The sequence below is a fragment of the Micromonospora sp. NBC_01699 genome (assembly GCF_036250065.1).
In the GTDB taxonomy this organism is placed as follows: domain Bacteria; phylum Actinomycetota; class Actinomycetes; order Mycobacteriales; family Micromonosporaceae; genus Micromonospora_G.
Map to the genome: position 1 here is coordinate 766,755 of NZ_CP109199.1, position 19,734 is coordinate 786,488.

At 72.2% G+C, this 19,734-nt stretch carries 17 protein-coding genes; 11 read left to right on the top strand and 6 right to left on the bottom strand.

The features are described 5' to 3' along the window. Positions 1-85: 85 nt before the first annotated feature. Together ybaK and OG792_RS03530 are read right to left on the bottom strand one after the other, a co-directional pair. Positions 86-565, bottom strand: coding sequence for a Cys-tRNA(Pro) deacylase (gene ybaK / locus OG792_RS03525; protein WP_329107265.1), 480 nt, complete (start codon positions 563-565; stop codon positions 86-88). Positions 566-575: 10 nt separating this feature from the next. Then, positions 576-1,826 (bottom strand): THUMP-like domain-containing protein, encoded by a 1,251-nt coding sequence (locus OG792_RS03530; RefSeq protein WP_329107267.1) that lies wholly within the window; start codon positions 1,824-1,826, stop codon positions 576-578. A 353-nt stretch (positions 1,827-2,179) separates the two neighbouring features. Between OG792_RS03530 and groES the strand changes: the two genes are divergently transcribed. The 3 genes from groES (at position 2,180) to OG792_RS03545 (ending at position 6,069) form a co-directional block, all read left to right on the top strand. Continuing rightward, entirely contained in the window at positions 2,180-2,494 is a 315-nt protein-coding gene (gene groES, locus OG792_RS03535; protein WP_121158486.1) for a co-chaperone GroES, read from the top strand. An 81-nt stretch (positions 2,495-2,575) separates the two neighbouring features. Continuing rightward, the gene (gene groL, locus OG792_RS03540; protein WP_329107269.1) at positions 2,576-4,210 is read left to right on the top strand and encodes a chaperonin GroEL; all 1,635 of its coding nucleotides are present in this window, start codon (positions 2,576-2,578) and stop codon (positions 4,208-4,210) included. Positions 4,211-4,386: 176 nt separating this feature from the next. After that, on the top strand, positions 4,387-6,069 hold the full coding sequence (locus tag OG792_RS03545; RefSeq protein ID WP_329107271.1) for a molybdopterin-dependent oxidoreductase: 1,683 nt from the start codon (positions 4,387-4,389) through the stop codon (positions 6,067-6,069). An 18-nt stretch (positions 6,070-6,087) separates the two neighbouring features. Here OG792_RS03545 and OG792_RS03550 read toward each other — a convergent pair whose 3' ends face one another. Continuing rightward, complete coding sequence (locus OG792_RS03550) at positions 6,088-6,483, bottom strand: WhiB family transcriptional regulator (RefSeq protein WP_329107273.1); 396 nt, start codon at positions 6,481-6,483, stop codon at positions 6,088-6,090. Positions 6,484-6,823: 340 nt separating this feature from the next. Here OG792_RS03550 and OG792_RS03555 point away from each other — a divergent pair, with 340 nt between their 5' ends. Continuing rightward, positions 6,824-7,840, top strand: coding sequence for a response regulator transcription factor (locus tag OG792_RS03555; RefSeq protein ID WP_329107274.1), 1,017 nt, complete (start codon positions 6,824-6,826; stop codon positions 7,838-7,840). 71 nt (positions 7,841-7,911) lie between these two features. On the opposite strand, the gene OG792_RS03560 is transcribed toward OG792_RS03555, so the two are convergent. Further along, positions 7,912-8,322 carry a DUF5319 domain-containing protein gene (locus OG792_RS03560; RefSeq protein WP_329107276.1) on the bottom strand — a complete coding sequence of 137 codons (411 nt, stop codon included), beginning with the start codon at positions 8,320-8,322 and terminating at the stop codon, positions 7,912-7,914. 259 nt (positions 8,323-8,581) lie between these two features. Between OG792_RS03560 and guaB the strand changes: the two genes are divergently transcribed. The 3 genes from guaB (at position 8,582) to OG792_RS03575 (ending at position 12,867) form a co-directional block, all read left to right on the top strand. Further along, positions 8,582-10,147, top strand: a complete 1,566-nt coding sequence (gene guaB, locus OG792_RS03565; protein WP_329107278.1) for an IMP dehydrogenase — start codon at positions 8,582-8,584, stop codon at positions 10,145-10,147. A gap of 48 nt (positions 10,148-10,195) precedes the next feature. After that, on the top strand, positions 10,196-11,320 hold the full coding sequence (locus OG792_RS03570) for a GuaB3 family IMP dehydrogenase-related protein (RefSeq protein WP_329107281.1): 1,125 nt from the start codon (positions 10,196-10,198) through the stop codon (positions 11,318-11,320). 113 nt (positions 11,321-11,433) lie between these two features. Next, complete coding sequence (locus tag OG792_RS03575; protein WP_442932439.1) at positions 11,434-12,867, top strand: M1 family metallopeptidase; 1,434 nt, start codon at positions 11,434-11,436, stop codon at positions 12,865-12,867. 68 nt (positions 12,868-12,935) lie between these two features. On the opposite strand, the gene OG792_RS03580 is transcribed toward OG792_RS03575, so the two are convergent. Beyond that, positions 12,936-14,126 (bottom strand): LCP family protein, encoded by a 1,191-nt coding sequence (locus tag OG792_RS03580; RefSeq protein WP_329107283.1) that lies wholly within the window; start codon positions 14,124-14,126, stop codon positions 12,936-12,938. Positions 14,127-14,321: 195 nt separating this feature from the next. Here OG792_RS03580 and guaA point away from each other — a divergent pair, with 195 nt between their 5' ends. Then, positions 14,322-15,875 carry a glutamine-hydrolyzing GMP synthase gene (guaA, locus tag OG792_RS03585; protein ID WP_329107285.1) on the top strand — a complete coding sequence of 518 codons (1,554 nt, stop codon included), beginning with the start codon at positions 14,322-14,324 and terminating at the stop codon, positions 15,873-15,875. A 15-nt stretch (positions 15,876-15,890) separates the two neighbouring features. On the opposite strand, the gene OG792_RS03590 is transcribed toward guaA, so the two are convergent. Next, positions 15,891-16,184 carry a PspC domain-containing protein gene (locus OG792_RS03590; protein WP_329111098.1) on the bottom strand — a complete coding sequence of 98 codons (294 nt, stop codon included), beginning with the start codon at positions 16,182-16,184 and terminating at the stop codon, positions 15,891-15,893. A 268-nt stretch (positions 16,185-16,452) separates the two neighbouring features. Between OG792_RS03590 and OG792_RS03595 the strand changes: the two genes are divergently transcribed. The 3 genes from OG792_RS03595 (at position 16,453) to OG792_RS03605 (ending at position 19,717) form a co-directional block, all read left to right on the top strand. Beyond that, positions 16,453-17,400, top strand: coding sequence for an NUDIX hydrolase (locus tag OG792_RS03595; protein ID WP_329107287.1), 948 nt, complete (start codon positions 16,453-16,455; stop codon positions 17,398-17,400). 107 nt (positions 17,401-17,507) lie between these two features. Then, on the top strand, positions 17,508-18,416 hold the full coding sequence (locus tag OG792_RS03600) for an NUDIX hydrolase (RefSeq protein ID WP_329107289.1): 909 nt from the start codon (positions 17,508-17,510) through the stop codon (positions 18,414-18,416). A 344-nt stretch (positions 18,417-18,760) separates the two neighbouring features. Continuing rightward, positions 18,761-19,717, top strand: a complete 957-nt coding sequence (locus OG792_RS03605; protein WP_329111100.1) for a CDP-alcohol phosphatidyltransferase family protein — start codon at positions 18,761-18,763, stop codon at positions 19,715-19,717. Positions 19,718-19,734: the final 17 nt, after the last annotated feature.

Below are 19,734 nucleotides of genomic sequence, written 5' to 3' on the forward strand. Positions count from 1 at the left end.
AAAAGCACAGAGTGCAACGACGGTCATCGACTGACCAAGTACCGGCAAGCAGCAGCAGGTGGGTCGAAAGTGGGCAGTTCGCCGGTCAGTCGGCGGCGATCGCCGCGATGACCGCGCTGGTCAGCCGGATCAGGTCGGCCGGTGCGAGCTGGAGTTGCAGGCCACGTCGGCCGGCGGAGACGTACACAGTGGAGAAACGCTCTGCCGATGAATCGACTACGGTCGGTAACCGCTTTCGTTGGCCGAGCGGGCTGATCCCGCCCCGGACGTACCCGGTGGTCCGCTCGGCCACCGTCCGGTCGGCGAGCGCCGCCCGTTTGCCGCCCACCGCCGCCGCCAACGCCTTCAGGTCCAGCTCGCCGGTGACCGGCACGACCGCCACGGTCAACGCCCCGTCGACCTCGGTGACCAGCGACTTGAACACCCGCGCCGGATCCACCCCGAGTACGGCGGCCACCTCCGCGCCGTAGCCGGGCGAGTCCGCCGGCACGTCGTACGGGTGGGTGGTGTGCGCGACCTTCTGCCTGACCAGCAGTGCCGTCGCCGGGGTCGCCTGACCTGCCACGGCCGGGACCCTACCCGGTCGGTGACACCGGCCGACAGACCAGCACCGTGGGCGCGCCGGCCACCCGGGTCAGCACCAGGCTGGCCGGTTCGTCGCCGGACAGGCGCAGATCGTGCCGCAGCCGCTCCGGATCCAGCGCCGAACCCCGCTTCAGGATCTCCACCCGGCCGACCCGGCGACCGCGCAGCAGCCCGCGCAGCCGCTTCAGCGAGAACGGCAGCACGTCGGTGACCTCCAGGCACCGGGCGAACGGGGTCGGCGTCGCCGTGTCGGCGTACACATAGGCGATGTCCGGGTCGGCCAGGGAGCCGGCCACGCCCTCGGCGAACTCGGCGACCAGGTGGGCCCGGACCACCGCGCCGTCCGGGTCGTGGACGTAACGCCGGACCGGGCCGACCGGCGCCTGCACCGCCCCGGTGCCGGTGAGCTGGGCCACCGCGACCCGGCCGGACCCCGTACCGCCGGCCGGCTGGACCGGGATCGGGCCGGCGGATTCCCGCGCGGTCCGCAGCACGGTGGCGCGGCGGGCGGGCCCGGCGAGCGGCCCGCACCAGAGCGCGGCCTCGACCAGATCCCGGTCGACGCTGACCCACTCCGCCTCCGCGCCCGGCGGGATCAGCCGGTGGTCCAGTCCCGGCGCGACCTTCACCACCGTGTACGGCACCCGCCGCGCCAGGCCGAGCACGAAGTCCCACGGCGGTGAGTACGCGGCCGGGTCGAAGATCCGCCGGCCACCGGTCGCGCGCCGGGCCGGATCGCAGAAGACCGCGTCCAGACCGGTCGGGTCGAATCCGGTCGCGTCGGCGCACTCGACGGTGAAGCAGGCGGCCAGCCCGGCCGCCTCCGCGTTCGCGGCGGCCAGCGCGGCGGTGGTCGGATCGGCCTCCACCCCGTACACCCGGATCCCGGCACGGGCGGCGGCGAGCGCGTCCGCGCCGAGGCCGCAACCCAGGTCGGCCAGGGTGCGCACCCCGGCGTCGCGCAACCGGCGGGCCCGCCGGTCGGCGACCACGGACCTGGTCGCCTGCTCCAGCCCGGACCGGGTGAAGAACATCCCGGCGGCGGCCGGGCCGAACTTGCCGACCGCCCGGCGGCGCAACTCCGCCTGGGTGAGGGCGGTGGCGGCGAGCGGACCCGGCAGACCCGCCGAGCGGAGCGCGGTGGCCGCGGCCAGCGGGTCACCGCCGGCCACGTCGGCCGCCGCGGCGAGCGCGGCCACCCCCACCGGTGTACGCAGCGCGGCGAGCTGGTCGAGATCCATCGAGACATTGTGGGGCAGCGCACGCTCGATGTGAGGCAGTACACGTCGATCGCTGGTGGGGTGGGCGAGGCGCCCCGGGACGGTGCGGCGCGGCCGGTCCGGCGGTGGCCTGGTAAGGGGTTTCACCGAACACGCCGGCCGTCATGTTGGCACTCTCCTTGACGGAGTGCTAGCCACCGGCATAACCTGCCGTTAGCACTCTCAGTCCGAGGGTGCCAGCTTCCGGGCTCCGGTCCGGTGGCTGAAACGCCAGGCGGACCGGCTCCCGCGACGACGGACCCGCCCGGTGGCATGTGGCAGATTGACGCTGGCCGGCTCGCTGGCCGGCACAGAAACCAGTACCCCAGGAGGGTATGCCCGTGACTACCGCGACCAAGGTTGCGATCAAGCCGCTCGAGGACCGGATCCTGGTCCAGGCGAACGAGGCTGAGACGACCACGGCGTCGGGCATCGTGATCCCCGACACCGCCAAGGAAAAGCCGCAGGAGGGCACCGTCCTCTCTGTCGGACCGGGCCGCATCGACGACAAGGGCAACCGGATCCCGGTTGACGTCAAGGTCGGCGACACGGTCCTCTACTCGAAGTACGGCGGCACCGAGGTTAAGTACGCCGGCGAGGAGTACCTGGTGCTCTCCGCCCGCGACGTCCTCGCGGTCATCGAGAAGTAGTGATCTGACCGATCAGTGATCACTGCCCCGGACCGGCATGCCGGGCCGGGGCAGTGCTGTGTGAAGGGACCCGAGTAAAACATGGCGAAGATTCTGAGCTTCTCGGATGACGCCCGGCACCTGCTGGAGCACGGTGTCAACACGCTCGCCGATACGGTCAAGGTCACCCTCGGCCCGCGTGGGCGCAACGTCGTCCTGGACAAGAAGTTCGGTGCGCCGACGATCACCAACGATGGCGTGACCATCGCCAAGGAGATCGAGCTCACCAACCCCTACGAGAACCTCGGCGCGCAGCTGGTCAAGGAGGTGGCGACCAAGACCAACGACGTCGCCGGCGACGGGACCACCACCGCGACCGTGCTGGCCCAGGCACTCGTACGCGAGGGCCTGCGCAACGTGACCGCCGGGGCCAACCCGACCGGTCTCAAGCGGGGCATCGACGCGGCCGCCACCAAGGTGTCCGAGGCGCTGCTCGCCAAGGCCGTCGAGGTCGGCAGCCGGGAATTGGTCGCGCACGTGGCGACCATCTCGGCGCAGGACGCGACCATCGGCGACCTGATCGCCGAGGCGATGGAGCGGGTCGGCCGCGACGGTGTCATCACCGTCGAGGAAGGCTCCACCCTCGCCACCGAGCTGGAGGTCACCGAGGGACTCCAGTTCGACAAGGGCTTCATCTCGCCGAACTTCGTGACCGACGCTGAGTCGCAGGAAGCGGTCCTCGACGACCCGTACATCCTGATCACGACCCAGAAGATCTCGGCGATCGAGGAACTGCTGCCGCTGCTGGAGAAGGTCCTCCAGACCAGCAAGCCGCTGCTGATCGTGGCCGAGGACGTGGAGGGCCAGGCCCTGTCCACGCTCGTGGTCAACTCGATCCGCAAGACGGTCAAGGTCTGCGCGGTCAAGGCCCCCGGGTTCGGCGACCGCCGCAAGGCGCTGTTGCAGGACATGGCGGTCATCACCGGCGCCGAGCTGGTCGCGCCCGAGCTGGGTTACAAGCTCGACACGGTCGGCCTTGAGGTGCTCGGCAGCGCCCGCCGGGTAGTGGTCGACAAGGACAACACCACGGTGATCGACGGCAAGGGCCGGAGCACCGAGGTGGCCGACCGGGTCGCCCAGATCCGCAAGGAGATCGAGGCTTCGGACTCCGACTGGGACCGGGAGAAGCTGGCCGAGCGGCTGGCGAAGCTCTCCGGTGGCATCGCGGTGATCAAGGCCGGCGCGGCGACCGAGGTCGAGATGAAGGAGCGCAAGCACCGCATCGAAGACGCGATCGCCGCCACCAAGGCCGCCGTCGAGGAGGGCATCATCCCGGGTGGCGGCGCCGCCCTGGTGCAGATCGCCTCGGTGCTCGACGACGACCTGGGCTTCACCGGTGACGAGAAGGTCGGTGTCTCGATCGTCCGCAAGTCGCTGGTCGAGCCGCTGCGCTGGATCGCCCAGAACGCCGGGCACGACGGTTACGTGGTCGTGCAGAAGGTCGCCGCCGGCGACTGGGGCTTCGGCCTCAACGCCGCCACCGACGAGTACGTCGACCTGGCCAAGGCCGGCATCGTCGACCCGGTGAAGGTGACCCGCAACGCGGTCATCAACGCCGCGTCGATCGCCGGTCTGCTGCTCACCACGGAGAGCCTGATCGTGGAGAAGCCGGCCAGGGCGGAGGCTTCGGCCGGCGGTGGCCACGGCCACGGCCACCAGCACGGTCCGGGCTTCTAGTCCACCCGTGACGCCGCACCACCCGTAACACCGCACCACCTGCGATAACCGTCGAACCAGGGTAGATCAGCGTCAATGGCGTACAAAGCGCCGGACCGCGCGAATCTACCCTGGTTTGCGTTCGGCAGCGGTCCACGTCACTACCGGTCCGCCCGATGATCGTCAACACTGGGCCGGTGAGCACGCCAAAACGCAGGTACGGCGCACTGGCCGGGATCGCCGCCGCCACGGTCGCGATCGGCTCGGCCGAACTGGTCGCCGTACCCACTGGGGCGCGGTCCGCTCCGCTGGTAGCGGTCGGCGGGGTCGTGGTCGACCTCGTACCCGAACCGCTGAAGCAGTTCGCGATCGATGTGTTCGGCGTACACGACAAGACCGCGCTGCTGATCGGCACCGCCCTGCTCCTGGCCGGCTTCGCCGCGCTGATCGGCATCGGCGCGCTGCGCACCCCGCCGCTCGGGTACGCCGGCATCGCCCTGTTCGGGATCGTCGGCGCGACCGCGGCCCTGACCCGCCCCGGTGCCGGCGCCACCGCCGTACTGCCCTCGCTGGTCGGCGCCGCCCTGGCCGCCGGAGTGCTGCGCCGGCTGCGTGGCGTCCTGGTCCCGGCCCCGTGGCCGGACGCGCCCCTGGTCACCTCCACCGTGCCAGCCCGGACGGGTGTGCCGGCCCCGGCCCCGGTCCCGGCCACCGAGCCCGCGCTCGGCGAGCATGCGGTGGTCGAGGACCGTGCACCGGTCGAGGACCGTGCACCGGTTGGGGACCGTGCGCCGGTTGAGGAGTTGGATCTGGTGGAGGGGCGGCGGCGGTTTCTGACCGGGGTGGCGGTGGCGGCGGGCGCCGCCGCGGTGAGCGGCTTCGGCGGGCGCTGGCTGGCCACCCGGCGCGGGGTCTCCGACGCCCGCGCGGCGCTGACCCTGCCGGCCCCGGCCAGCCCCGCGCCACCGGTGCCGGCCGGCGCCGACCTGTCGCTGCCACAGCTCGCCCCGTACATGACGCCGAACTCCCGGTTCTACCGGATCGACACCGCGCTGGTGGTGCCGCAGGTCGACCCGGACAGTTGGCGACTGCGCATCCACGGGCGGGTCCGCAACCCGATCACACTCAGCTACGCCGATCTGCTCGCCCGGCCGCTGATCGAGCGCGACATCACCCTCGCCTGCGTCTCCAACGAGGTCGGCGGGGACCTGGTCGGCAACGCCCGCTGGCTCGGCGTACCCCTGGCGGAACTGCTCGACCAGGCCGGACCCTTCGACGACGCCGACCAGGTGGTGGGCCGGTCCGCCGACGGCTGGACCTGCGGCACCCCGACCGCGCTGATGCGCGACGGCCGCGACGCCATGCTCGCCATCGGGATGAACGGCGAACCGCTCCCGGTCCAGCACGGCTTCCCGGTCCGGGTGGTGGTGCCCGGCCTGTACGGCTACGTCTCGGCCTGCAAGTGGGTGGTGGAGCTGGAACTGACCCGGTTCACCGACTTCGACGCCTACTGGGTGCCGCGCGGCTGGGCGCCGGACGGACCGATCAAGACCCAGTCGCGGATCGACACCCCTCGGCCGCGCAACCGACTCAGCCCCGGCCCGGTCACGATCGCCGGGGTCGCATGGGCGCAGCACCGGGGAATCAAGCAGGTCGAGGTGCAGGTCGACGACGGCCCGTGGGAGCCGGCCGCGCTGGCTCCGGCCGCCTCGGTCGACACCTGGGTGCAGTGGTCACGGGTGTGGCAGGCGACCGCCGGTGAGCACACCCTGCGGGTACGGGCCACCGACGCCACCGGCGCGACCCAGTCCGGCCAACCCCGGCCGGTGGCACCGGACGGCGCCACCGGCTGGCACACCGTCCGGGTGACGGTGCGCTGAGGTACCGGGAGGGTTCGGTCAGCTCGCGGCGCGCTGCGCCGGGATCGTGGAGGGACCGGTCGAGTGGAACGGCCGGCCGAGCCGGGCTTCCAACCGGGAGATGTCGACCCGGGTACGGCGCCGGTCGGCAAGGTCCTCCCAGCCGACGGCGAGCAGCCGCAACCGCTCCGACTCGCTGAAGCCGCCCCAGACGCCGTACGGCTCGCGTACGGTCAGCGCGTGCGCGGCGCACTCGGGGCGTACCGGGCAGGTCCCGCAGACCTTCTTCGCCCCCGTCTCCCGGCGGTTGCGGGACGCCCCGCGTTCCCCGTCGGGATGGAAGAACTGCGCGGTGTCGCGCCCTCGGCAGGCCCCGAACCGTTGCCATTCCCACAGATCGACGATGGGTCCGGGCAGTCTGCGTACGTTCGACATCTGCAACCCTCCTCCCGCGGCACCGCGACGGACACCCGATCAAGGCCGGTGTCCGGGCGGCGGGCCGCGTAAACACACCCGATTCCGGCCTCGGTTCCGCCATACCCAGCCCGCCGTCGCGTCACACGTACCCGATCGCCCGGACCTGATCATTTCTGTCACCGGTCCGGCCGACGTCGACTGCGGCCGGCCATCCCGACAGCGCCCCCAGGCGGCGCCAGCAGGGCGGTAAGCCGGTGGAACCAGCCGGAAGAGGCAAAAACTTTCCTTTCCATCAGCCGGAAACTCGTCATGATCAGGGGCGGTCGTGGTCTGCTCGTCAGGGGGAAAGGAGACCACCGTGCGTACTGTCCTCGTCTGTGTCCGGACACCGCTCGCGGCGCAGAGCGTCGCGTCCGCCGCGGCCCGGCTAGGGCTGGCGGCCGTGGTGCGTACGGCGATCTCCGACCCGGAGGTGATGCTGCGCCTCGCCGAACGCCCGGCCGACGTGCTGCTGGTCGACACCGCGCTCACCCGGCCGGACAGCGCCGGGTTCACCCGGCGGGTGCTGGCCCGCGCCCCCGGTGCGGCGATCCTGCTGCTCGGCGCGGAGGAGCCCGGCGTGGCGGCGGCGGTGATCGCGGCCGGCGGCCGGGGACTGCTGCCCGGCGGCGACCACGACCTGGTCAGCGTGGTGGCAAAGGCGATGCTGCTGCTCAGTACGCCCGGCCGGGGTGGCCGGGGCACCGGGCTTACCGGCGGTGCCGGCGGGTCGACCGGTGCGCCGCTGCCGGCCGAGGTCGCCGGGCGGGCCGCCACCGAACGGCTGTCCACCGCCGCCTCCCGGCTGCCGGCCCGCCCCGGCGGAACCGGGCCGCTGGTGACCGGCCCGGCGCTCGGCTCGAACCTCGGCGGGCGGGCCGACGCGGCGGACGACAACGGCGGGGCGAACGCACCGACGATGGTGCCGGTGCAGCGCGGCGACGACGTACCCGGTGCCCCCGGCGACCGCACGCCCGCCGACGGCGACGGATCGGCGGTCGACACCGCCGAGCCCCGGACGAACACACCGCCGGACAACCGGTTCAGCGGCCCCCGGCGGGGCGACCCGGTGAACACCGGCGGTTACGGTCGGCCGGCACCGGCCGCCGCCGGCCCCGGCGCGGCCGGACCGCTGCGGCGGGCGGCGTTGACCGAACGGGAGTTGCAGGTGCTGCTCGGCATGGCCGACGGGAAGAGCAACGCGGAGATCGGCCGGGAGCTGTTCGTCTCGGAGGACACCGTCAAGACCCACGCCCGCCGGCTGTTCCGCAAGCTCGGCGCCCGGGACCGGGCGCACGCCGTCGCCGCCGGCTTCCGAGCCGGCCTCGTCGCCTGAGACCGAAGCCCCGAAATGTGCCTCGTCGGCCGGGCCGAAAGCCCCGATGTGTACGACCCGGCGCTACCGGCTCAGCTCGACGGCTCTTCCTCGTCGTCGGTCCCCTCGGCCAGGGTGTCGTGCACCCCGTCGGCGTAACCTCGGGCATATTCCCAGGTCACATAGTGGTCGGGGTCCGGATCGAAGGCCGGCTCGTGCACCCTGGGCCGGCCGGAGCTGAGCAGGTGCCGCAGGTTGCCCCGGAGCAGATCCCAGTCGAAGTAGTGCGGCTCGTGGCAGTCCTCGCACTCGATCACCAGGCCCCGGACTCCGGTCGGCCCCAGCAACGCCTGGTAGATCTCCAGGTCGGCGAGGTCTTCGAGGACATCCTGCCGCTCGACCTCGGAGAGCGGGTCGAGCTGGGCATCCTCGGCGGGGTCGTCGAGCCCGGCCGACGGATCGGCGGGGTCGCCGTTGAACGGGTCGATCGGCTCGTCGTGCACCCCTCCACCGTAGTCGTATCCGTACCCGTCCCGCCCACCCTCGTCGCCCGGCCCGCCGGGCGTGCCCGCGTACGGCCACCGCGGCGCCGGGCGTCGACCGCCGTCATAGCGGGTGCGGGCCGCCGACGTACCGGCTGCTCCTGCCGGGCCGACGCAGCTCACTGGGTACGATGAACCATCGCGCCGCACGTACGGGCACGCCGATGCGTGCGCCCTCGTCACCCGGCGAAGCCCGACCAACCAGCTCAGGGGAGAACTCGTGGACAATTCACCCACCAACGATCTTCCGTCGGGCAGCGGCGACGCCGACCAATTCGGCGGGCTCATGCCCGAACTGCCCTCCGGTTCCGCCCGCGCGGTGCCGCTCGGGCTCACCTTCGACGACGTGCTGTTGCAGCCCGCCGAGTCGGACATCGTGCCCAGCAAGGTGAACACGCTCACCCGGATGACCCGCAACGTCTCCATCGCCATCCCGCTGCTGTCCAGCCCGATGGACACGGTCACCGAGGGCCGGATGGCGATCGCCATGGCCCGGCAGGGCGGCATCGGCGTACTGCACCGCAATCTCTCGATCGAGGACCAGGCGCTCCAGGTCGACCTGGTCAAGCGGTCCGAGGCCGGCATGGTGACCAACCCGATCACCTGTAGCCCGGAACACACCCTGCGGGACGTTGACTCGCTCTGCGGCCGGTACCGGATCTCCGGCGTGCCGGTCACCGACGCCGACGGGCTGCTGGTCGGCATCGTCACCAACCGGGACATGCGCTTCGTCACCGACGGCGACACCCCGGTCCGCGACATCATGACCCGGATGCCGCTGGTCACCGCGACCGTCGGGGTCTCCAAGGACGAGGCGCTGGAACTGCTGCGCCAGCACAAGGTCGAGAAGCTGCCGATCGTCGACGGCAACGGCCGGCTGCGCGGGCTGATCACCGTCAAGGACTTCGCCAAGAGCGAGCAGTTCCCGAACGCCAGCAAGGACAACGCCGGCCGGCTGCGGGTAGCGGCGGCGGTCGGGGTCGGCGAGGACTCGTACAAGCGGGCCCGGACCCTGGTCGAGGCCGGTGTCGACGTACTGATCGTGGACACCGCGCACGGCCACCAGCGGGCCGTGCTGGACATGGTGACCCGGCTGAAGAAGGACACCACGGTCGACGTGATCGGCGGCAACGTGGCCACCTTCTCCGGGGCGAAGGCCCTGGTCGAGGCGGGTGCCGACGCGGTCAAGGTCGGCGTCGGGCCGGGCGCCATCTGCACCACCCGGGTGGTGGCCGGGGTCGGCGTGCCGCAGATCACCGCGATCATGGAGGCTGTCCGGGCCTGCCGCCCGGCCGGGGTTCCGGTCATCGCCGACGGCGGCATTCAATACTCGGGCGACATCGCCAAGGCGATGGTCGCCGGCGCCGACACGGTGATGCTCGGCAGCCTGCTCGCCGGCTGCGAGGAAAGCCCCGGCGACCTGCTCATCATCAACGGCAAGCAGTACAAGGCGTACCGGGGGATGGGGTCGCTGGGTGCCATGCAGTCGCGTGGCCAGGCCCGGTCGTACTCCAAGGACCGCTACTTCCAGCAGGACGTGACCAGCGAGGAGAAGCTGGTCCCGGAGGGCGTCGAGGGTCAGGTGCCGTACCGGGGCCCGCTGGTCTCCGTCGCCCACCAGCTCATCGGCGGGCTGCGGCTCGCGATGGGGTACGTCGGCGCGGAGAGCATCCCCGAGCTGCACCGCCGTGGCCAGCTCATCCGGATCACCGCGGCCGGGCTCAAGGAGAGCCACCCGCACGACATCCAGATGACCGTCGAGGCACCGAACTACCACACCCGCTGACCCGCGCCACCGACTCGCCGCCAACCTTCTCATCCGCTGGAGTGCCCCATGCGTGACGTGGTCGAAATCGGGCTGGGTAAAACCGCGCAGCGCGGTTACCACCTGGACGACATCGCGATCGTGCCGAGCCGTCGTACCCGGGACGTGGACGACGTGTCCACGGCCTGGCAGCTCGACGCCTACCCGTTCCGGATCCCCTGCGTGGGGCACCCCTCGGACGCCACCATGAGCCCGAGTTCGGCCGCCGCCCTCGGCCGGCTCGGCGGTCTCGGCGTGCTCAACGTCGAAGGTCTCTGGACCCGGTACGAGGACCCGACCAAGATCCTGGAGGAGCTGAGCGGGCTCGGCGAGGACTCGAACGCCACCCGCCGCCTCCAGGAGGTCTACGCCGAGCCGATCCGGCCGGAGCTGATCACCGAGCGGGTCCGGCAGATGCGCGAGGGCGGCGGCACGGTGGCCGTACGGGTCTCGCCGCAGCACACCCTGGCCCTCGCCCCGGTGATCCTCGACGCGGGCGTCGACATCCTGGTCATCCAGGGCACGCTCGTCTCGGCGGAGCACGTCTCCACCACCGACGAGCCGCTCAACCTCAAGGAGTTCATCGCCGACCTCGACCTGCCGGTGGTCGTCGGCGGCTGCACCGACTACAAGACCGCGCTGCACCTGATGCGTACCGGAGCGGCCGGCGTGATCGTCGGCCTCGGCGGCGACGAGTGGTCGACCACCGAGTCGGTGCTCGGCATCCGGGTGCCGATGGCGACCGCGATCGCGGACGCCGCCGCGGCCCGCCGGGACTACCTCGACGAGACCGGTGGCCGGTACGTCCACCTGATCGCCGATGGTGACCTGCGTACCTCCGGGGACATCGCGAAGGCGCTCGGCTGCGGGGCCGACGCGGTGATGCTCGGCGAGCCGCTGTCGCTCTGCGACGAGGCCCCGGCCGCCGGTGCCTGGTGGCACCCGGCCGCCAGCCACCCGGACCTGCCGCGCGGCGCGTTCGGCGTGGCCGAGGAGTCGCTCGGTTCGATGGAGCGGCTGCTCTACGGTCCGGCCGACGAGCCGGACGGGCAGCAGAACCTCTTCGGCGGGCTGCGCCGGGCGATGGCCAAGTGCGGGTACCGCGACCTGAAGGAGTTCCAGAAGGTTGGCCTCGTGCTCGACCTGGAGCGGTAACCGCACCCCTGTTCGGGCAGAGTGCGGCGGTTGCCGGCGCGACCGGCGCCGCCGCACCCTAGGCTCGTCCGGTGACTCACGGTCGGTGGTTCCGGGGCGGATCTGGACGTACGGTGGTCGGCGCGCGCCCGGCCGCCATCCTCGCGGCGACGGTGGCCGGTGTGCTGGTGCTCGCCGCCGGCTGCACCGGGTCGGACGGCGCGGGGTCGTCGCGGGCCGGGCGGAACTTCCAACCGGGCGCCGACGGGGTCGGCGACCCCTACTTCCCCCGCTACGGCAATGGCGGCTACGACGTGGCCAACTATGCCCTGAGGGTGCGCTACGACCCGGCCGACGACCGGTTGTCCGGCACCGCCACCATCACCGCGACCGCCACCGCCGACCTGTCCCGGTTCAACCTTGACCTGGTCGGGCTGACGGTGAACAAGGTGGTGGTGGACGGCGCCCGGTCGGACTACCGGCACGACGACGGCGAACTGGTGATCACCCCGAAGCGGGGCCTGGCCCGGGACGACCGGTTCACCGTCGAGGTGGACTACGACGGCCTGCCGGCCCCGATCAACAGCCCCGACCTCGGCGAGGGCGGTTTCATGGCCACCGAGGACGGCGCGATCGCGCTCGGCCAGCCAGAGTCGGCGAGCACCTGGTTCCCGGTCAACGACCACCCGGCGGACAAGGCCAGCTACGACATAGCGATCACCGTGCCGGGCGAGTTGGCCGCACTGAGCAACGGCGTACCGGGGGAGCGGTCCACCGCCGACGGCTGGACCACCTGGCGCTGGTCCGAACGGACGCCGATGGCGAGTTACCTGGCCACCCTGGTGATCGGGGACTATCGGGTGGAGACCGGCACGCACGACGGCAAGCCGCTGGTGACGGCGGTGGCGGCGAGCCTGCCCGAGGACGGACCGGCGCAGCGGTCGCTGGACCGCACCGGTGAGATCGCCGACTTCCTCGGCACCCGGTTCGGCCCCTACCCGTTCGAGTCGTACGGCGGCATAGCGCTCAACGACCGCCGGATCGGGTACGCGTTGGAAACCCAGTCCCGGCCGGTCTACGGCCCGGCGTTCTTCACCTCCGGCCCGAACGACACGGTGGTCGCCCACGAGCTGGCTCACCAGTGGTTCGGTGACAGTGTCTCGGTGCGCCGGTGGAGCGACCTGTGGCTCAACGAGGGCTTCGCCACCTACGCGGAGTGGCTCTGGACCGAACACGACGGTGGCATCACCGCGCAGCAGTCGTTCGACCGGGCGTACGCGGACACGGACTGGGCGAAGCCGGCCCTCGATCCGGGTCGATCGGCGCTGTTCGGGCGGCCGGTGTACCAGCGCGGCGCGCTGGCCGTACACGCGTTGCGGGTGACCCTCGGCGACGAGGCGTTCTTCCGGCTGCTGAAGACCTGGACCGCCGAGAAGCGCAACGGCAGCGTGGTCACCGCCGATCTGGTGACCGTCGCCGAGCGGGTCGCCGGTCGTACGCTGAGCCCGCTCTTCGACGCCTGGCTCGCCGGCACGACCGCCCCGCCGCCGCCACCCCCGGTCTCCTGAGCGGGGGTGCCCCGGTCGCTACCGGCTGACGCCGCTACCGACTGACGTGGCTACTGGCTGACTGGTCGCTACTGGGTGACCACGAGTTTGGGATTGGCCGCCAGGTACGCGTCCACCCGTCCGGCGCGCAACTCGGTGAGGAACCGGGTGCCGGCCTGGGTGAGCTGTTCGCCCCGGTACGACCCGCCCTTGCCGACCGACGCGCCGGGCAGCCCGACCAGGGTGATCGCCTCGGGGCGCAACCCGCTGAGCGCGAACGCGAAGTCGATCACCCGCTGGCCCCGCCCGCTGAAGACGAGCGTCTCGCCGAGCGCCCGGATCACCTGTTCGAGCCGGTTCGGGTCGCGGGCGAGCTGTTCGCTGACCACCCGCCCGATGATCGCCTTGATGAGCTGCTGCTGGTGGCGCTGGCGGGCGTAGTCGCCGCCGGTGATGTACCGCTGCCGGGAGTAGTCCAGCGCCTGCCAACCGTTGAGGTGCCGTTGGCCCTGCTCGTAGACCATCTGCGGGCCGGCGTACCCGTCCCCGCCGGCGTTGCCCGGCCGGTGCTCGCCGTTGGGCTGGCGGTGTTGGGAGGCGACCCGCTGGTCGATGTTGAGGTCGACCCCGCCGAGCGCGTCGACCAGGTTGTCGAACCCGTCGAAGGTGAGTACGGCGCTCGCGTCCCAGGCGGCGATCCCGGTGTAGCGGCTGACCGTCGTCTCGACCAGTTCGAGCCCCTGGGTCGCGCTCGGCTTGGTCTTGCCGTCGGCGGACCGGCTGCCGTAGCTCATCGCGTGGGTCAGTTTGGTCCGTTGGCCGCCGAACTTCGCCTTGGCGAACGGCGGGATGTCGACCACCAGGTCCCGGGGCAGGGAGAACAGGTACGCCCGGTCCAGTTCCTTCGTCACGTGCATGATCAGTACGGCGTCCGCGTGCGGCTCCCAGTCCGGGTCGCTGATCCGGGTGTCGACACCGACGAGCAGCAGGTTGAGCGGCCCGGTCAGCCCGGCCCCCGGTTCGGGGGTGGGACTGGGCGTGGCGGTCGGGCCGAACGCCGGCGCCGATCCGCTCGGGTCGGGCCGTAACGCGGCGGGGTCGGCCGTCCCGGAGCCGCGCAGGGCGTTGGTCATCACGGCGGCGCCGGCGATCAGGAGTACGGCGACCACGATCCCGGCCGCCCAACTGATCCGGCGCCGGCTGCGCCAGCCGCCCGGCGTACGGTCTGTGCTGGTGTCGGGTTCGTCCGCGACCGCCCGGTGCTGTCCGCCGTCCGCCATCGTGTCGGCTCCTTCCGGTCGGCCGTGAACAGCCGATTGTTGACCTCGTGGGCGGTCTGGCCACATTTCTGCCGGACGCCCTATTGACAAAACGTCGGGATGGCTGTTCAGGTTGCGTGTCCCGACCCGCGAACATGATCGCGTGCCGGCGGGCGATTCGCTCCCGCGCCGGGTCAGTAGGTAGGCTTCCTGCACATGAGCACGCCGCGCCCCGTCCTTGTGGTTGACTTCGGAGCCCAGTACGCCCAGCTCATCGCCCGTCGGGTACGGGAGGCGAAGGTCTACTCCGAGATCGTTGCGCACTCCATGCCGGTGGCCGAGATGCTGGCCCGGGATCCCGCGGCGATCATCCTCTCCGGTGGTCCTTCGAGTGTCTACGCGGCCGGTGCGCCGCAGGTCGACCCGAAGCTGTTCGACGCCGGGGTGCCGATCTTCGGTATCTGCTACGGCTTCCAGGCGATGGCGCAGGCGCTCGGCGGCACGGTGGCGCAGACCGGTGGCCGGGAGTTCGGCGGCACCGCGTTGAGCCCGGCGGCCGAGGCCGGGGTGCTGCTGCGTGGGCTGCCGGCCGAGCTGTCGGTCTGGATGAGCCACGGTGACTGTGTGACCGAGGCGCCGGCCGGCTTCGCGGTGACCGCCGGCTCCGCCGGGGCGCCGGTGGCCGCGTTCGAGGACCTGGTGGGTCGTCGGGCCGGGGTGCAGTTCCACCCGGAGGTCGGGCACACCGCGCACGGCCAGACCGTGCTGACCCGCTTCCTCTACGACGTCGCCGGGATCGAGCCGACCTGGACGCCGGCCAACATCATCGACGAGCAGGTGGCCGCGATCCGGGCCCGGGTGGGTGACCGGGAGGTCATCTGCGGGCTGTCCGGCGGGGTCGACTCGGCGGTGGCCGCGGCGCTGGTCCACCGGGCCGTCGGTGACCAGCTCACCTGCGTCTTCGTGGACCACGGGCTGCTGCGGGCCGGTGAGGCCGAGCAGGTGGAGCAGGACTACGTGGCCGCGACCGGCATCAAGCTGAAGGTGGTCGACGCGGCCGACCGGTTCCTCGACGCGCTGGCCGGGGTCATCGACCCGGAGCAGAAGCGCAAGATCATCGGTCGGGAGTTCATCCGGGTCTTCGAGGCCGCCGCCCGCGAGGTGGCCGCCGCCGGGGACGTGGAGTTCCTGGTCCAGGGCACGCTCTACCCGGACGTGGTGGAGTCCGGCGGCGGCACCGGCACCGCCAACATCAAGTCCCACCACAACGTCGGCGGCCTGCCGGACGACCTGAAGTTCGCGCTGGTCGAGCCGCTGCGCACGCTGTTCAAGGACGAGGTCCGGGCCCTCGGGGTGGCGCTCGGGCTGCCCGAGGAGATGGTCTGGCGGCACCCGTTCCCCGGTCCGGGGCTGGCCATCCGGATCATCGGCGCGGTCGACCGCGAGCGGCTCGACCTGCTCCGCGCCGCCGACCTGATCGCCCGCGAGGAGCTGACCGCGTCCGGCCTGGACCGCGACGTCTGGCAGTTCCCGGTGGTGCTGCTCGCCGACGTACGCAGCGTCGGGGTGCAGGGCGACGGGCGCAGCTACGGTCATCCGGTGGTGCTGCGCCCGGTCTCCAGCGAGGACGCGATGACCGCCGACTGGTCCCGCCTGCCCTACGACCTGATCGGCCGGATCTCCACCCGGATCACCAACGAGGTTCCCGAGGTGAACCGGGTGGTGCTCGACGTCACCAGCAAGCCGCCGGGCACCATCGAGTGGGAATAGCCCCGGTCCACCCGGTCACGCCGACGGCGTGACCGGACCGGCGCCGGGAGCCGGCGGCTGCCAGCCCGGCGCGGGGTGCGGCCAGGCGGGTGCGCCGGCCGGCTCGGCCGGCATCAGAAACCACATGATCGGGTACGCCAGCAGCGCCACGCCACCGGTGAGCAGCACGGCCACCGCGAAGACGACCCGGACCAGGGTCGGGTCCACGGCGAAGTAACGCCCCAGCCCACTGGCGACGCCGGCCAGCATCCGATCGGTCACCGGCCGCCGCAGCTGCCGGTACGGCACCTGAAACTGCGGGCCTCCCAACGGTGGCCCCTGGGACGGCGCACCTGGGAACTGCGGCCCCTGGAACTGTGGCCCCTGAAACTGCGGGCTCGGGGACTGCGGGCTCTGGAACTGCGGGCTCTGCTGTGACGGCATCTCGGTCATGTCTCCACGGTCCGCGCCGCCCGACCCGCTGACCTCGGTGACCGCCCCGATCCCTACCCTGACTGTCCCCCTAAAGGGCGGTCGAGTGTCAGGAATCTGACTCTGTTCATCGAGCGGGAACATGATCCGGGGAGAATTTGGCCCTGTGACCCCTGCGCTGGAGCCGATTCGTAGGATCGCGGCCTACGCCGTTTGTACAGATTCCGAGGACCAGGTGCTGCTCGTACGCGCCTCGTCCCGGTCCGGCACGCCCGGAGTGTGGTCGCTGCCGGGCGGTGCGGTCGACCACGGCGAGGACCCCAACCACACGGTGGTACGCGAGACCGCGGCCGAGACCGGACTGTCGGTTTCGGTCTCCGGGCTGATCGACGTGCTGGCCGACATGCGCTCCCTGCCGCAGCGCGGTGTCACCATCCACACCGACCGGCTGCTCTACCGGGTCTCGGTCCGGGGCGGCACACTCTGCGACCGGATCGGCCAGCCGACCGACCTGGCCCGCTGGCACAGCCTGGACGAGGCGAAGTCGCTGCCACTGCGCCCGTTCACCGCCCGTGCGCTGGAGCTGCCGCCGGGCCCGATCGACCTCTGCCCGGAGGAGGCACCCGACTTCCCGTCGTTCAACGCGGTGCCGGGCCCGGACGGGCTGCACCGCGCGCAGCGCTTCGCCGCGTACGCGGTGGCCACCGACCCGGCCGGCCGGGTGCTGCTGACCCGGGTGGCGGACGGCTATCCGGGGGCCGGTTGCTGGCACCTGCCCGGTGGCGGGACCGACTACGGCGAGCAGCCGGGCGCGGCGCTGATCCGCGAACTGGTCGAGGAGACCGGCCAGCGCGGGCGCCTGATCGAGCTGCTCGGGGTGGCGAGTCACCGGGACGCCGCCTCACTGGGGCCGGAGGGCTACCCGATCGACTGGCACGGCGTACGGGCCTTCTACCGGGTCGCGGTCGACGCGCCCGCGCCGCCGACCGTCGGCGACGTCGGCGGATCCACCTCCGAGGCGCGCTGGTTCGGGCCGGACGAGTTGGCCGCCCTGCCCGCCGAGCGGCTCACCGAGGTGACCGCCGAGGCCGTCCAGGCCGCCCGCCGCGCCTGATCCCCGCCGACCGCGACAGCACCCCGCACCGCTCGGGCGGGCCGGTCCGCCGGCCGGCGGAGCTAACCTCGTGATCAACGGATGGTCGACACGGGGGACGGGGTGCGATGCGGCGGCGACGGATCGGGGCGTACGGGCTGTGCCGGGACGACGACGGACGGGTGCTGCTCACCCGGTCGTCGAAGACCGCCGACGTCGCCGGAATCTGGCAGCTGCCCGGCGACGGGGTGGAGCACGGCGAGCACCCGGCGGACGCGCTGGTCCGGGAGTTCACCGAGGAGACCGGCCTGCGGGTCGAGATCGTCGAGGTACGCGCGGTGCTGGCCGAGGTGAGCCGGCTCGGCGGCCCCGACACCGACGTGCACACCGACCGGGTCGTCTACGAGGTCCGACCGATCGGCGGCACGCTGCGTGCCGAGTCGGACGGCAGCACCGACCTGGCGGCCTGGGTGTCGCCGGCGGAGCTGACCGGGTTGCCGCTGATGCCGTTCACCGCCGAACTGCTCGGTCAGCCGGTCACCCCACTGCCGGAGCCGCCACCCGGTGCGGTACGCCGCCCGCTGCCGCCGCTGCCGCCCGACTCCGGCCAGCGGTTCGCCGCGTACGGGTTGGTGACCGACCCGGCCGGCCGGGTGCTGCTGGCGCTGATCGCGGACGGCTATCCGGGCGCCGGCAGTTGGCACCTGCCCGGTGGCGGTACCGACCACGGCGAGCAGCCGGCCACCGGGTTGCTCCGCGAACTGGTGGAGGAGGCGGGGCAGCTCGGCCGGGTGACCGGTCTGATCGATGTCACGCACCTGCACAGTCCCGCCGCCCGTGGGCCGGAGGGCCGGCCGATGAACTGGCACAGCGTACGGGCGATCTACCGGGTCGAGGTGGACGTGCCGACCGAGGCGCGGGTGACCGAGGCGCCGGGCGGGTCGACGGCCGAGGCGGCGTGGTTCCCGGTGGGCGAGACGGCGGCGCTGCCGCTGACCGACGTCGCGGTCCTGGCACTGGGGCGGCTGGGCAGGTGAAACGTCAGCGAAATGACCGTTGTGGATGATTCCGATACACTGGCGGCGAGAGCGGCCGGCGCCAGTCGTCGGCATAATGCCCCGGATAGGGGTTCTGCGCGGTTCGAGTGGTTTGCGGAAAATGCTCCACTGGCAGCTATCGCCAAGGCACTCGCGTCTGTGCGATGGTGTAGGCCGCAAAAGCCTGCCGGCCAACGACCCCGGGACCCCGGCACGAGCCAGCCGGGCGCCGCCGGGAGTGGCGAATGAGTCGATCGGGTAATGGAGGAAATGTGCCGAGAGCCCCTTGGCGTCGGCGTACGACGGACAACCCGCGCCCCGCCGGGCGCCGCTGGGCCGGGCAACTGCGCCGGGGCGGCGCGTTCGCCAGGCAGGTGCTTCTCGTCCGGGTCGCACGTCGGGACGACGAGCGGGGTGGCTCGACCGCCACCGTGACCCGGCCCGAGCACCACCACCCCGGTGACCGCCGCACCCCGTTCCGCAGGCGGTATGGCATCGACCGGCGGACCGAGGCGGAGTTCGAGTCGGTAGTGCCGGTCAGTCCCGCGCTCGGGCCGATGACCCCGGTCGACGACGCGAGCACCTCGATGGCCATCCCGCTGCTGCCCGGCGAGCGCACGGTCGCCCGTCGGGTCAAGTTCGCGCTGGTCAACGGCTGCACCCTGGCCAGCCTGACGCTCGGCATGCTGGCGATCTTCCTGGCCATGCGTGGTGACGAGCGGATCGCGGCGTTCTGCCTGATCGCCTGCGTGGTCTTCGACGGGCTCGACGGGGCGCTGGCCCGCCGGCTCGGGGTGGCCAGCCCGTTCGGCGCCCAGATGGACTCGCTGGCCGACATGTGCTCGTTCGGCCTGGCCGCACCCGTGGTGGTCTACGCCTCGCTGTCCGGCTCGGTCTCGACCCCGGCCGCCGCGGTCGCCTGCGCCCTGGTCGCCGCCTGTGCCGCGGTCCGGTTGGCCCGGTTCAACGTCTCACCCAAGGACGGGCGGTTCTTCTGCGGGGTGCCGACCACGATGGCCGCCGCGGTGCTCGCCCTGGTGGTTCTGATCGGGCTGCCGGTTTCCGGCACGGTCCAGGTCGCCGGGGTCGGGCTGCTCGCCTTCGCGATGGTCTCCAGCTTCCCGTACGCCAAGCTCGCCCGGCTGGTCAAGCTGCCGCCGTGGGTGTGGCTGGCGCCGGTGATCGGCGCGCTCGTCGACATCCGGCTCACCTTCGCGGTACTGGTCGTCGGCTACCTGGCCAGCGGCCCGCTGCTCTGGTGGCGCCAGCGCGGCACGGCCGCGGCCGCGTTCGACCGATAGTGATCCGCTGATCGGGG